At 65.8% G+C, this 13,991-nt stretch carries 10 protein-coding genes and 1 riboswitch; of the genes, 4 read left to right on the forward strand and 6 right to left on the reverse strand.

The window, feature by feature from the left end:
- Nucleotides 1-92 precede the first annotated feature (92 nt).
- The gene (locus tag AAN986_RS08410; protein WP_034367320.1) at nt 93-1,568 is read left to right on the forward strand and encodes an acetamidase/formamidase family protein; all 1,476 of its coding nucleotides are present in this window, start codon (nt 93-95) and stop codon (nt 1,566-1,568) included.
- Nucleotides 1,569-1,616: 48 nt separating this feature from the next.
- Here AAN986_RS08410 and AAN986_RS08415 read toward each other — a convergent pair whose 3' ends face one another.
- Together AAN986_RS08415 and AAN986_RS08420 are read right to left on the reverse strand one after the other, a co-directional pair.
- Complete coding sequence (locus AAN986_RS08415) at nt 1,617-2,426, reverse strand: alpha/beta hydrolase (protein ID WP_047218234.1); 810 nt, start codon at nt 2,424-2,426, stop codon at nt 1,617-1,619.
- A 22-nt stretch (nt 2,427-2,448) separates the two neighbouring features.
- Complete coding sequence (locus tag AAN986_RS08420; RefSeq protein WP_017406117.1) at nt 2,449-3,747, reverse strand: O-acetylhomoserine aminocarboxypropyltransferase; 1,299 nt, start codon at nt 3,745-3,747, stop codon at nt 2,449-2,451.
- A 106-nt stretch (nt 3,748-3,853) separates the two neighbouring features.
- Here AAN986_RS08420 and AAN986_RS08425 point away from each other — a divergent pair, with 106 nt between their 5' ends.
- Nucleotides 3,854-4,306, forward strand: a complete 453-nt coding sequence (locus tag AAN986_RS08425; protein WP_012206758.1) for a CBS domain-containing protein — start codon at nt 3,854-3,856, stop codon at nt 4,304-4,306.
- A gap of 100 nt (nt 4,307-4,406) precedes the next feature.
- Here AAN986_RS08425 and AAN986_RS08430 read toward each other — a convergent pair whose 3' ends face one another.
- Complete coding sequence (locus AAN986_RS08430) at nt 4,407-4,784, reverse strand: AraC family transcriptional regulator (RefSeq protein ID WP_223275132.1); 378 nt, start codon at nt 4,782-4,784, stop codon at nt 4,407-4,409.
- Nucleotides 4,785-5,103: 319 nt separating this feature from the next.
- Here AAN986_RS08430 and aroC point away from each other — a divergent pair, with 319 nt between their 5' ends.
- On the forward strand, nt 5,104-6,201 hold the full coding sequence (gene aroC / locus AAN986_RS08435) for a chorismate synthase (protein ID WP_047218236.1): 1,098 nt from the start codon (nt 5,104-5,106) through the stop codon (nt 6,199-6,201).
- A 66-nt stretch (nt 6,202-6,267) separates the two neighbouring features.
- On the opposite strand, the gene nrdR is transcribed toward aroC, so the two are convergent.
- From nrdR to AAN986_RS08450, 3 genes are all read right to left on the reverse strand, one after another.
- Nucleotides 6,268-6,723, reverse strand: coding sequence for a transcriptional regulator NrdR (gene nrdR, locus AAN986_RS08440; protein ID WP_012206755.1), 456 nt, complete (start codon nt 6,721-6,723; stop codon nt 6,268-6,270).
- Nucleotides 6,724-6,745: 22 nt separating this feature from the next.
- Nucleotides 6,746-7,993: a serine hydroxymethyltransferase gene (glyA, locus tag AAN986_RS08445; protein ID WP_016447497.1), complete on the reverse strand. Its 1,248-nt coding sequence runs from the start codon at nt 7,991-7,993 to the stop codon at nt 6,746-6,748.
- Between the two features lie 34 nt (nt 7,994-8,027).
- Nucleotides 8,028-8,203: riboswitch (ZMP/ZTP riboswitch) on the reverse strand.
- Between the two features lie 136 nt (nt 8,204-8,339).
- Complete coding sequence (locus AAN986_RS08450) at nt 8,340-9,260, reverse strand: lytic transglycosylase domain-containing protein (RefSeq protein WP_016447496.1); 921 nt, start codon at nt 9,258-9,260, stop codon at nt 8,340-8,342.
- A gap of 767 nt (nt 9,261-10,027) precedes the next feature.
- On the opposite strand from AAN986_RS08450, the gene AAN986_RS08455 reads away from it, so the two are divergent.
- Complete coding sequence (locus AAN986_RS08455; RefSeq protein ID WP_047218237.1) at nt 10,028-13,846, forward strand: DUF748 domain-containing protein; 3,819 nt, start codon at nt 10,028-10,030, stop codon at nt 13,844-13,846.
- Nucleotides 13,847-13,991 lie beyond the last annotated feature (145 nt).

Raw genomic sequence — 13,991 nt, forward strand, 5'->3', positions numbered from 1 at the left:
AGTTTTTGTGCGCGCAGGAACAACCGGCCTGGACATGCTCGCCTGGACACTGGCGCTGCCGGCACCGATCCACAACAGCAGGAGTATTTTCGATGACCATCCCCCACCAAGAACATATCTGCGGCCCGGGCTGCCAGCACGGTGCTTCGCCAGCCGATGAGACGCTGATCCGCGAGGAATTCCAGGTTGCACGCCGTTCCTTCCTGCGCGACGCCATGGTGGTCGGTGGCGGCGCGGTCTCGGCTGGCGCCATCAGCGGTGCAATGGCACCGTCCCGGGCCTTTGCCCAGGGTGCGCCTGGCGCCCGGGCCGGCCAGGGCATGGCCAGCCACTACTACATTCCCGCCTCTGCCAGCACCGTGCTCTGGGGCTACTTCAGCAGATCGGCCAAGCCGGTGGTCGAAGTCGAATCGGGTGACTACGTGACCATGGAGACGCTGACCCACCATGCCAATGACGATGCCGAACGCATGGTCCGGGGCGACCCTGGCGCCGAGAGCGTGTTCCACTGGGACAGCCAGCGCAAGAACGTCGATCGCCGGGGCGCCGGTCCCATGGATGCCAAGAACGGCGCAGGTGGCGGCCAGGGCGTGCACATCTGCACGGGACCGGTACGCATCAAGGGCGCCCAGCCCGGCGATGTGCTGGAAGTACGCATCATTGATGTGGTGCCACGCCCCTCGGGCAACCCGCAGTTCAAGGGCCGGACCTTCGGCAGCAATGCGGCGGCGAACTGGGGCTTTCACTATGGCGACACGCTTACCGAGCCCCGAAAGCGCGAGGTGGTCACCATCTACGAGGTGGATGCGACCGGCGAGCGCAACTGGGCCCGCGCCGTCTACAACTACCGCTGGACGCCGCAGACCGACCCCTTCGGCGTGGTCCACCCGACCATCGACTATCCGGGCGTGCCCGTGGACCACCGCACGATCAGCAAGAACGAAAACGTGCTGCGCAATATCCGCGTTCCCGTGCGCCCGCATTTCGGCACCATCGGCGTGGCGCCGGCCGAGGTGGAGATGGCCAGCTCCATTCCGCCCAACCACACGGGCGGCAACATCGACAACTGGCGCATCGGCAAGGGGGCGACCATGTATTTCCCCGTGGCCGTGCCAGGGGCCAACTTCACCGTGGGCGATCCGCATGCCTCGCAGGGGGACTCCGAGCTGTGCGGCACGGCCATCGAGTGCTCGCTGACCGGCACCTTCCAGTTGATCCTGCACAAGAAGGCGGACCTGCCTGGAACGCCGCTGGCCGAACTGGCCTATCCGCTGCTCGAAACCCAGGACGAATGGCTGCTGCACGGCTTCAGCTACGCCAACTACCTGGCGGAGCTGGGGCCGGATGCGCAAAACCAGATCTTCAAGAAGTCTTCCGTGGACCTGGCTCTGCGCGACGCCTATCACAAGATGCGCCACTTCCTCATGACCACCCAGGGGCTGGGAGAGGACGAGGCCATCTCGCTGATGTCGATTGCCGTGGACTTCGGCATCACCCAGGTGGTGGATGGCAACTGGGGCGTGCACGCGCTCGTGAAAAAGAGCATCTTCCCCGCGCGCGGGGCGTGAGTGCGTGAGTGAGTGCGTGCCTGCCCTGCGGGCAGGACCTGGCCGGTCTCAGCGCGCCAGGAAATCCCGGATGGCGAACAGCGTCTGGTCGGGCGCCTCAGTCATCTGGTTGTGGCCGCTGGGCAGGTGCACGATGCTGACCTGGCGCTGCGCGGCCCGGGCCGCCTCGATCAGGCCCTTGGCGGCCTTGGGCGGCGTCATCTGGTCCTGCTCGCCCAGGGCGAACAGGACCGGACATTGCAGCGCCGCCATGGCCCCCTCGCCGCCCGCATAGCTGTCGCAGGCCTTGAAGCCGGCGTGCAGCAGGTTGGTGCGGTCATTGCTGGCCAGCACGCGCCGGCCCAGCGCCATGCCGGCGCCGAACACCCAGCTGCCTGCGCCGCTGGGTGGCGCCAGCGTGGCGCGCGAGAACACATTCACCATGTGGATGGCCTGCTCGGGCGTGCTGAGCGCGGAGTCCAGCAAAGCAGGCGAGACCTTCATCGGGTAGGCCGTGCCCACCAGCACCAGGTGGCTGACGCGCGCGCCCAGCCGCGCGGCCGCTTCCATGGCGATCAGGCTGCCCCAGCTGTGGCCTACCAGCGCAGCCTTCTCGATGCCTGCCGCATTCATGAGCTGGCCGATGAAATCCGCCGCCGCCTCCACGCTGGCCGGCGCATCGCCTGCGCTGCGGCAGTGGCCCGGCAGGTCTATGGCCAGCACGTTCCAGCCGTGGTTGGCCAGGTAACGGCTTTGCAGTGCCCAGATGCTGTGGTCGCACAGCACGCCGTGGATGAGGATGGCCGTCGGCTGTGCAGGATTGAAGGCCTTGCCGCCGGTATAGGCGTAGATGGCGTGGCCGTGAACATCGATCTTCATTGTTGGTGTCTCCCTTGCCTATTCACGCGGCCTTCTCGGCCGCCTTGAGGGCGCGCTTGAGGTCGTCGATCAGGTCGTCTGCGTCTTCCAGCCCGATGGACAGGCGGATCGTGCCCTGGCCGATGCCGGCCTGGGCCAGCGCCTCGTCGCTCATGCGGAAGTGCGTGGTGCTGGCAGGGTGGATGACCAGGCTGCGGCAGTCGCCCACGTTGGCCAGGTGGCTGAAGACCTTGAGCGTCTCGATGAACTTGCGGCCCTGGTTGCGGTTGCCCTTGATGTCGAAGCTGAACACCGAGCCTGCGCCGCGCGGCAGCAGCTTCTTGGCGAGCTGGTGCGAGGGATGGGTATCGAGCAGCGGGTGGCCCACGCGGCCCACCAGCGGATGGCTGGCCAGGAATTGCACCACCTTCTCGGTGTTGCGGATATGGCGCTCCATGCGCAGCGGCAGCGTCTCTATGCCCTGCAGGATCAGCCAGGCCGTGTGCGGGCTCATGCAGGCGCCGAAGTCGCGCAGGCCTTCGCGGCGTGCGCGCAGAAGGAAGGCGCCAGTGCTGCTTTCCTCGCTGAACACCATGTTGTGGAAGCCGTCGTAGGGCTCGGTCAGCTCCGGGAAGCGCCCCGATTTTTCCCAGTCGAAGCTGCCGCCATCCACCACGATGCCCCCGACCACGGTGCCGTGGCCCGACAGGAACTTGGTGGCCGAGTGGTAGACGATGTCCGCGCCATGCTCCAGCGGCTTCATCAGCCAGGGCGATGTCAGCGTGGAGTCCACCAGCAGCGGCACGCCGGCCTCATGCGCGATGGCGCTGATGGTGGGAATGTCGAGCACGTCCAGGCCCGGGTTGCCCACGGTCTCGCCGAAGAACAGCTTGGTATTGGGCCGCACGGCGGCGCGCCAGCCGTCGATGTCGCCGGGCTTGACGAAGGTGGTCTCTATGCCGAAGCGCGCCAGCGTGTAGTGCAGCAGGTTCTGCGAGCCGCCGTACAGCGCCGTGCTGGCCACGATGTGGCTGCCCGCGCCCATGAGCGTGGCCACCGACAGGTGCAGCGCCGCCTGGCCGCTGGCCACGGCGATGGCGCCCACGCCCCCTTCCAGGGCCGAGACGCGCTGCTCCAGTACGGCGTTCGTGGGATTGGAGATGCGGCTGTAGACGTGGCCGGGGCGCTCCAGATTGAACAAAGAGGCCGCATGGTCGCTGGACTCGAAGACGAACGAGGTCGTGAGGTGGATGGGCGTCGCGCGCGCACCGGTGGCGGGGTCGGGCTGTGCGCCCGCGTGCAGCGCCAGAGTGTCAAAGCCGGGATCCGAGTAGCCGGGCATTCCTGTCTCCATGGTTGTCAAGGCAAGCGGGCATTGTGGGCTATATTTCCCGGCAGACATGGGCTTGCCGCAACCACGGCGACACAGACAATCTTGGAGATACGGCATGAAAGTAAGTGACATCCTGCGCGTCAAGGGCAACACCCTCTACACGGTGTCGCCGGACGAAAGCCTGGCCAGCGCGGTGCAGGTGATGTCCGAGCGCGATATAGGCTCCCTCGTGGTCATGGAGCACGGCGACGTGGTCGGCATGCTGACCTTCCGCGAAGTGATCCAGGGCTTTGTCAAGCACGGCGGCGTGGGCGAGACGCTGGTGCGCTCGGCCATGGACGACGCTCCCATGACCTGCACCATGGAAACCGACATGGACGAGGTGCGCCGCATGATGCTGGACCGCCATGCGCGCTACATGCCGGTGATGGACAAGCGCATGCTGATGGGCGTGATCAGCCTGTACGACGTGGCCAAGGCCGTGGTGGACAGCCAGAACTTCGAGAACCGCATGCTCAAGGCCTATATCCGCGACTGGCCCGAAGGCGAGCGCCAGGGCGCGGACTGATCATCCGGTCGCGGCAAGACCGTCCCTGCCCATGCAGCAAGGCCTGCGACCGCAGAACGCGGCGCAGGCCTTGGTTTTTTACGGCCGGGCGCAAGCCCGTTCAATGCACGCTGCTGCGCCGGGGCTTGAGCAAGGCGCTGGGCGGCACGGCATAGGCCTGCCTGAAGACGCGGCTGAAGTGCGAGAAACTGGTGAAGCCGCAGGCCATCGCCACATCGGTCACGCGCCGCGCATTGTCGGCCTGCAGCAGCAGGTGGGCCTGGGCCAGGCGCTCGTTCCAGAGCCAGCGGCTGGGAGTCAGTCCCTCGGTGGCGAACAGGCGCGCCAGGCTGCGCAGCGACATGCCCAGGCCCTGGGCCACCTGCAGGGGCTTGAGCTCGGGGTCATCCAGCCGGGCCCGCATGTACTGCTTGGCCTGGGCAAGCCGGTTGCGGGTTCTGAAATCATCGGGCCTGGCTGAGACCAGCAGCATGGTCATCAGGGTGGGGTGAAGATTCTGGTCACCGGCATCCTGTTGAAGGATGGGTGAAGGCGGTGGAGTGCTGCTCGCAGGATCGCTGCGATCCTGGCGTTGCGTTGAGCCGGAAGAGGTCTGCATTTCACGAATCTCCCGCAAGTTGCGGCTGGTGCCTGAGGGATGGTCCGCAGGCGGTTGAAGAACAATGTTCTGTAATTCTAGCTATCAATATTTGTAATTTGATAGTTTTATTGTTTCTTTGCAGGAGATGGCAGCCTGCGCAATGCACCGCTGCAGCGGGAGCGGCGCCTGGGGGCGACCCGGGCATAATCATCGGCCTATGAGCGGCAACACCTTCGGAACCCTATTCACTGTCACCAACTTCGGCGAATCGCATGGCCCGGCCATCGGCTGCGTCATCGACGGTTGCCCGCCTGGCATGGCACTGAGCGAGGCGGACATCCAGCACGACCTGGACCGCCGCCGCCCCGGCACCAGCAAGTTCGTGACGCAGCGCAACGAGCCGGACGCGGTGGAAATCCTCTCGGGTGTCTACGAAGGCCGTACCACGGGCACGCCGATCGCTTTGCTGATCCGCAATACCGACCAGCGCAGCAAGGACTACTCCAACATTGCGCAAAGCTTTCGTCCCGGCCATGCCGACTACGCCTACTTCCAGAAGTACGGCATCCGTGATCCGCGCGGCGGCGGCCGCTCCTCCGCACGGCTGACGGCGCCCACGGTGGCGGCCGGCGCCGTGGCCAAGAAGTGGCTCAAGGAAAAATTCGGCACCGAGTTCCGCGCCTGCATGACCCAGGTGGGCGAGCTGTCGCTGCCCTTCGAGAGCTGGGAGCATGTGTGCAACAATCCCTTCTTTGCGCCGGTGGCCGATGTGTCCCGCTACGAGGAATACATGGATGCGCTGCGCAAGTCGGGCGACTCCTGCGGCGCCGCGCTGCGCGTGCAGGCCAGTGGCATGCCGGTGGGCCTGGGCCAGCCGCTGTATGACCGCCTCGATGCCGACGTCGCCTACGCCATGATGGGCCTGAACGCCGTCAAGGCCGTGGAGATCGGCGCGGGCTTCGACAGCGTGGTCCAGCGCGGCACCACGCACGGCGACTCGCTGAGCCCCGAAGGCTTTCGCAGCAACAACGCCGGTGGCATCGTGGGCGGCATCAGCACGGGCCAGGCTCTGGAGGTGCGCATCGCCATCAAGCCCACCAGCTCCATCATTTCGCCGCGCGAGTCCATCGACACCCAGGGCCAGAGCACCGAAGTCATCACCAAGGGTCGCCATGACCCCTGCGTGGGCATCCGCGCCGCGCCCATCGCCGAAGCGTTGCTGGCCCTGGTGGTGATGGACCACGCCCTGCGCCACCGCGCCCAGTGCGGCGACGTCGATTCAGGCCTGGCGCCGATTCCTGCCGCGGCGCCCTGAAAGCGCTGCCAGGACGCCAAAGAGAAAGCCGCCCAAGGGCGGCTTTCTTATGTCCTGCCGGCCTGATCAGCCAGGATTGCGGACTTCATCCATGACGTTCTTGAAGTCGTCCACGTCCTCGAAGCTGCGGTAGACGCTGGCGTAGCGGATGTAGCCGACCTTGTCGAGCAGCTTGAGCTCGCGCATCACCATCTCGCCCAGGCGGCTGGAGAGCACTTCGCGCTCGCCCAGGTTGCGCAGCCGTTCCTCGATGCGCTCGATGGCGGCATCGATCTGCTCCGTGCTCACGGGACGCTTGCGCAGCGCAATCTTGAACGAACCCAGCAGCTTGGCGCGCTCGTACTCGATGCGCCGCCCGTCCTTCTTGACGATGGCGGGGAAGCTGACCTCGGGCCGCTCATAGGTGGTGAAGCGCTTGTCGCAGCCGCCGCATTGGCGGCGGCGGCGGATGAAGCCCCCATCCTCGGCCTCACGGGTCTCCACGACCTGGGTGTCCGGGTGGCTGCAGAACGGGCACTTCATGGCAGGCCTCTATGCGCTCAAATCAGGCGCCGTAGACCGGGAAGCGGGCCGTCAGCTCGGCCACCTGGGCGCGCACGCGGGCCAGGTTGGCTTCGTCGCTGGGGTTCTCCAGCACGTCGGCCAGCAGGTTGGCCGTCAGGCGGGCTTCCTCTTCCTTGAAGCCGCGCGTGGTCATGGCGGGCGTGCCCACGCGGATGCCGCTGGTGACCATCGGCTTTTCGGGGTCGTTGGGGATGGAGTTCTTGTTGATCGTCATGTGGGCGGCACCCAGCGCGGCTTCGGCCGCCTTGCCGGTGATGCCCTTGGCGCGCAGGTCCACCAGCATGACGTGGCTTTCCGTGCGGCCGGAGACGATGCGCAGGCCGCGGGCCGTCAGCGTTTCGGCGACGACCTTGGCATTCTTCACGACCTGCTCCTGGTAGGCCTTGAACTCGGGAGACAGTGCTTCCTTGAAGGCCACGGCCTTGCCGGCGATGACGTGCATCAGCGGGCCGCCTTGCAGGCCGGGGAAGATGGCGCTGTTGATGGCCTTCTCATGCTCGGCCTTCATCAGGATCACGCCGCCGCGCGGGCCGCGCAGGCTCTTGTGCGTGGTGGTGGTGACCACGTCGGCGTGAGGCACGGGGTTGGGGTACACGCCCGCGGCGATCAGGCCGGCGTAGTGGGCCATGTCCACCCAGAAGATGGCGCCGACTTCCTTTGCGATCTTGGCGAAGCGCTCGAAGTCGATGGCCAGGGCGTAGGCCGATGCGCCGGCCACGATGATGCGGGGCTTGTGCTCGCGCGCCAGCGCTTCCATCTTGTCGTAGTCGATGGCTTCTTCGGCGTTCAGGCCGTAGGAGACCACGTTGAACCACTTGCCCGACATGTTCAGCGGCATGCCGTGCGTCAGGTGGCCGCCTTCGGCCAGGCTCATGCCCATGATGGTGTCGCCGGGCTTGGCAAAGGCCATGAGCACGGCCTGGTTGGCCTGGGAGCCGGAGTTGGGCTGGACGTTGGCGGCCTCGGCGCCGAACAGCTTCTTGACGCGGTCGATGGCGAGCTGCTCGACCACATCGACGTTTTCGCAGCCGCCGTAGTAGCGCTTGCCTGGATAGCCTTCTGCGTACTTGTTGGTGAGCTGGGAGCCCTGGGCTTCCATCACGGCGGGCGAGCAGTAGTTCTCGCTGGCGATCAGCTCGATATGTTCTTGTTGACGCAGGTTCTCGGCCTGGATGGCGGCAAAGACTTCGGCGTCGACCTTCTCGACGGTATTGGTGCGTTGAAACATGGCAGTCCTGTGAACTTGAAATTCCCTTGAGGCCAAGGGCTGCCCAGGCGAACGGCGGAACACTCCAGATCCCGCGTGCGCATGGAGGCTGGGCGGTACGCTCCCCGGTGGTTCACAGAAGGTGGTTCTTTTCAGGCCTTCTGCTGGTTTCCACGTCAGCGGCAGCGGTGCGTGAAGCGGCTGCGCCTATCGCCAGTTGCGTACCCCGCTAGTGTAGCTGAGCTGATGGAGCCGAAGACAGGCGAGGGGCGTTGGCGAAGCCGCCTGCCTGGCAGATCAGCGGGTGCAGGCAGGCATGAAAAAAGCTGGCCTTAGCCAGCTTCGTGCGCCATGTCGGTGGTTCCGGTTACAGCGCCGGCTCCTGTGTCTGCAGGGCCACCTGTTCGGTGCGCGCGGACATGCTGCTCGAGCTGACCGGCACTGCCGGGGTGCCAGCGGACGCAGCCGAGGCCGCAGGTCCGGCTGCCTCGGCCGTGGATGTGGCCGGCTTGGTGGCTGCGATCTGGACGGCCTGCTTGGGCTGCTCGATCTTGGCGGTCATCAGCGGCACGGCACGCAGGCCGGCGGCCATGCGCAGGCGCTGGTGCTCGGCCAGCACCTTGGCGGCATAGCCGCCGTCGGTGGGCAGGTTGGCCGCGCCCACGTAGTAGCGCAGGCCACCTTCGATGGAGCCGGCGCGCTCAATGCACTCCTTGAGCACGCGCACGCCCACGCGCAGATTGCTGACGGGGTCGAACGCGGCGTTCTGGCCGCCGAAGTTCTCGTACTTGTCGGTATGCACCGTGGTCATCACCTGCATCAGGCCTTGCGCGCCGACAGCGCTTTGCGCGAACGGATTGAAGCTGGATTCGATGGCCATGATGGCCAGGATCAGCGTCGGGTCCAGGCGGTTGACCTTGCCCAGGTCGTAGGCTTCGCTGACCAGTGCCGCGATGGGCTCGGGCGCCACGCGGTACTTCTTGCTGAGCCAGAAGGCCACGGCCGCCTGATCCTTGGGCAGGTTCTTCGGGTTGGTCGCCGTCGCGCGGTCGCTGGCCGCGAGTTCGACGGGCGCACCCAGCTCGGCCATCTGGCGAGCGGTCAGCCAGGAGCGCAGCTGGCTCTCTCCGGCATCGCGCAGGTCGGGACGGGCGAACAAGGTAATGGCCAGGAAGGCCACAGCCAGGCCCAGAAGGGCGAAGCTGTTGTGGATGATGGCAAGAAAACCGTTGGCCACATCGATGGCGAACGTTCGCGCGGCGGCGAAAAATTTTCCTGACGCTGGCATAGCTTTTTCCTTTCTAGGGGCACCAACCCGAAACGGCCTTCGCCGAAGCGAAGGCCGGTGAGGCTGACACCCTGGATTGGGTGCTGCGGATCCGGGAGGCTGGCGCTTGGTGCACCATGGCGTTGTAGGCCTGCGGGATCTGCTCAGTCGTGAGGCAGCAGAAACAAAAAACGCTCTATTCGAGCGCTGGCGGATTCTAGGAGTTCACCAAATACACGGTCAACACTATGAAGTGCGTTTGTTAGATCGATGAATAATAACAAACCATGGATGCAAACACAGTTTCTGAGTGTTTGAGAGCAGGTTGCGTGCTACCGATGTGGGGCGCTTGCGGCGGTTGTACAGGGCTTCATGAAATTGCAATGAAATGCAAAAGCACTGGCAGGCCTGGCCTGCATCCTTCTATATTGGAGGCGACTGCTCCTGCAGTCGTCTCGCCAAGGTGGAAGACGGGTAAAAGTGGTGTTCGATGGTTCGGGCACAATCGTTCAAGTCTTCTTCCGCGGCCTTCCTGGAAGCAATCTCTTGCTTCCGAGCAGCAAGGACCATCCTCTCCTTGACTGCGGAAAACGGCCAGGACTTGTGCCTGCCGTAAAGCCCGGAAGCCGGTTCAAGGCTTCCGGGCTTTGTCTTTCCAGGGTGACTGCAACGTCAAGAAATGTGCGGTGATGCGGGTTGAGGTCTTGCTGCCAGCCCAATTTCTGATGCAATGCAGCCACCGCTGCGTCCTCTGTCCAGGATGGCGCCGTATTAGTTATTAGAGCCCCATGCAATTTCTCTTCAAGCACCGCTGGCTGCGCAGGCTGGCCATCGCCTTTGCAGCGTTTCTTTTGCTGTGGCTGCTGCTGTGGGCGCTGGTGCCCGTTGTCGCCAAAAGCCAGCTGGAAAAGCAGGCATCGGCCAAGCTGGGTCGCCAGGTCCATGTGGGGGCAGTGGAGTTCCGGCCCTGGTCGCTGGAGCTGACCCTGCGTGATCTGCGCATTGCCAAAAGCCAGCCGGCGGGCGCAGGGCAGGCAGAACCCGCGCCGTCGTCGCCACAGCTGCAGGTCGACCGCATCTATGTGAATGCCAGTATCCAGTCCCTCTTCAGGCTGGCACCTGTCCTGGATGCCATCGAAGTCGATGCGCCGGTGCTGCGCCTCACGCAGCAGAGCCTGGGGCACTTCGATGTGGATGATGTGCTGGCCCGGCTGGCCGAGCCCAGCGATACGCCGCCGGCCAAGCCCTTGGGCTTTGCGCTGTACAACATTGCGCTGCGCGACGGCCGCGTGCAATTGCAGGACGATGTCCAGCAGCGTGAGCACATGCTGGATCAGCTGCAGCTGAAGCTGCCGTTCATCAGTAATCTGGAGTCCAAGCGCGAGATCAAGGTGCTGCCGCACCTGTCCTTCGCGCTCAATGGCAGCCGCTTTGAATCCAGTGCCCAGAGCACGCCTTTCACCGACCAGCGCCAGACGGCCGTCGATCTGAGCTGGCAGGGCGTGGACCTGACGCCTTACCTGGGCTATGTGCCCGCCAATGCCCCCGTCAAGCCGCGCTCCGGCGTGCTGGATACCAATCTGCACATCTCCTTTGAGCAGGCCGAGCAGGCCGTGGTGCGGATCACCGGCGAGGTCAGCCTGTCCGGTGCCGAGTTGCTTGACCGCGATGAGGCGCCCCTGCTGCGTTTCGAGCGCCTGGCGGCCGTGCTCAAGAACGTGCAGCCCCTGCAGTCGGTGGTGGAGCTGGAGTCCGTGCAGTGGAGCTCTCCAGAGATTTTCGCGGCCCGTGATGCGCAAGGCCGCATCAACTGGATGGCGATGGGCAGTCGCTCTGCCTCCGATTCCAGGCCGGCAGTGGAAAAGCCTGCCTCCGATGCGCCCCAGCCCCAGCCCTGGAGGGTGAGCCTGGACAGGCTGGCCATTTCCGATGCCACGGTGCATTGGCGCGATGCGTCGCCCGGCGCAGGCCAGTCGGGTGCGGCGCTGCAGGCGCGCCAGCTGTCATTGGAAGTGCGCGATGTCCGCTGGCCGCTGGAGCAGCCTTTGCAATTTGATGCCGGCATGCAGGTGCAGTCTGCAGCGGCAGGAGAGGGCGCAAAACCCGCCGAACTGAGGCTGAGCGGCGCCATGACCGACAGGCAGGGGCAACTGGCCGTCTCCGCGCGCCAGTTGCCTCTGCAACTGGCGGCGCCGTATCTGTCTGCCCATCTCAAGCCGGAGCTGACCGGCCTGCTGAGCACCGACGCCGGCCTGGGCTGGAGCGGCTCCGCCATGGTGGTGCAGGTGGCCGAGCTGGGCGTGGAGCAGTTGAGCCTCAAGGACAAGGCCGCGCCGGTCGACATCGCGCGCCTGCAGCTGGAGCAGGTACAGGTCAATCTGGCCAGCCAGCAGGTTTCCGTGGGGCGCCTGGCGCTGCAAAAGCCGCAGCTGGGCGTGTCGCGCGACGCCCAGGGCCGGTGGATGTATGAGCAATGGCTGCCACCCGCAACCTCGGCACCTGCGACGCCGGACCCCGCCAAGGACAAGCCCAGGCCCTGGGGTCTGAGGCTGCAGGCCGTGGAAGTGGACGGTGGCGCCGTTGCGCTGCGTGACGAAGCGCCCGTGCGCAACGCCGATTCGGCGCGCACCGTGTCCCTGGATCTGAGTTCACTGCGCCTGCGCCTGGGCGCCATCGAGCCGCTGGCGGCCAAGTCCGCGCCCACGCCGCTGGAGCTGTCCGCCCAGGTCGGCTCGGGCCGGCGTGTCCAGGCAGGATCGCTGAGCCTGCGCGGCGATCTGGGACTGGCGCCACTGTCGCTTCAGGGCAGGCTGCAGGCGCGCAGCCTGCCGCTGCACGCGCTGGAGCCCTACTTTGCCGACATGCTCAATGTGGAGCTGGTGCGCGCCGATGGCAATTTCCTGGGTCAGCTGCGCTTTGCCAGCCAGCCTGCCGGCCCCGAGCTGATGGTGCAGGGCGATGTCGAACTGGTGGATCTGCGCATGCGTTCCGCGCTGGCCTCGCCCGTGCAAGCCGGGGGTGAGGCTGCGGGGCAGGGCGCACCCAGCACGGCCGCAGGCGCCGTGGCAGCCGTGCTCAGCGAATCCACGGCCGACCGGGCCAAGGCTCGATCGGCTGCCTTGGGCCTGGGCCTGCGCGATGAACTCGTCGCCTGGAAAACCTTGGCCGTGCGTGGCCTGGACCTGCAGATGCAGCCCGCCCAGCCACTGCGCCTGAGCGTGCGCGAGACGGCGCTCAGCGACTTCTTTGCACGCGTGATCGTGCAGCGCAATGGCCGCATCAATCTGCAGGACATCGTCAAGTCGGCCCAGTCTCAGCAGTCCCTGGAGCAAAACACCGCGCCGGCTGCGGATGGCGCGGCGGCTCCTGCCGAGCCCGTCCCGCCGAAGGCCGCTTCCGGGCCTGCACCGGTCATCAAGATCGGCCCCATCGTGCTGACGGGCGGCAAGGTGCAGTTCTCCGACTACTTCATCCAGCCCAACTACTCGGCTGACCTCAGTGAGCTGGCCGGCCGCCTGAGCGCCTTCTCGTCCGAACAGCCGGCCGGGGAGCAGGGGCCGCAACTGGCGGATGTGGAGCTGCGCGGCCGCGCCCAGGGCACGGCTTCGCTGGAGATCACCGGCCAGATCAATCCGCTGGCCAAGCCGCTGGCCCTGGACATACGCGCCCAGATGCGCGATCTGGAGCTGCCGCCGCTGTCGCCGTACTCCATCAAGTACGCGGGCCATGGCATCGAGCGCGGCAAGCTCAGCATGGATGTCAGCTACAAGATCGAGCCCGATGGCCAGCTCACGGCGCGCAACAAGCTGGTGCTGCACCAGCTCACCTTCGGCGAAGCCGTCGAAGGTGCGCCGGCCTCGCTGCCCGTGCGCCTGGCCGTGGCGTTGCTGGCCGACCGCAACGGCGTCATCGACCTGGACCTGCCGGTCAGCGGCTCGCTCAACGACCCCCAATTCAGGTTGGCGCCAGTCATCTTCAAGATCATCGGCAACCTGATCATGAAGGCCGTCACCTCGCCGTTCTCGCTGCTGTCGGGCGCATTTGGCGGCAGCAGCGAGTCGGGCGTGGTGGCCTTTGCGCCGGGCCGATCCCAGATCGATGCCAAGGCCCGCGAAAGCCTGGACAAGGTGGTCGCCTCCCTCAAGGAGCGCCCGGCCCTCAGGCTCACCGTGATCGGCGAGGCGCGCGAGGCCCAGGACAAGGAGGCCTGGAAGCAGGCCGAACTCGATCGCCTGTTGCTGGCCCAGAAACGCCGCCAGGTGCTGCGCGAGGGCAAATCGGCAGAATCGGTGACCGAGTTGTCTGCTGCCGAAGTGCCGGCTTTGACCAAGGCGCTTTACAGCCGTGCCGACTTTGCCAAGCCGCGCAATGTCATCGGCATGGCCAAGGACTTGCCCACCGACCAGATGCGCAGCCTGCTGCTGGAGCAGATCACCGTGCCCGACGATGCCATGCGCGAGCTGGCGCTGGCGCGCGGCGTGGCCGTTCGCGACTATCTGGCGCAGCAGCAGTTGCCGCTCGAGCGCCTGTTTCTCGGGGCCCCGAAACTGGATTCCGACGACCAGGAATGGAGCCCGCGCGCCCAGCTCAGCCTGTCCGCACAGTAGCCCGGTTTTGGCTCCGCTTCAAATAACGGCGAGAATATGGTTTTCCCGGCCCGGCTAGCATGCCCGCATGCAGCCCGGCCGGCCGCGTCTGGCGGCCCGCGGCAGCCAGGCATTCAACGATTGATTCATGTCTTCTCTTTCCCCC

The organism is Delftia sp. DS1230 (genome assembly GCF_040112715.1).
Taxonomy (GTDB): domain Bacteria; phylum Pseudomonadota; class Gammaproteobacteria; order Burkholderiales; family Burkholderiaceae_C; genus Comamonas; species Comamonas tsuruhatensis.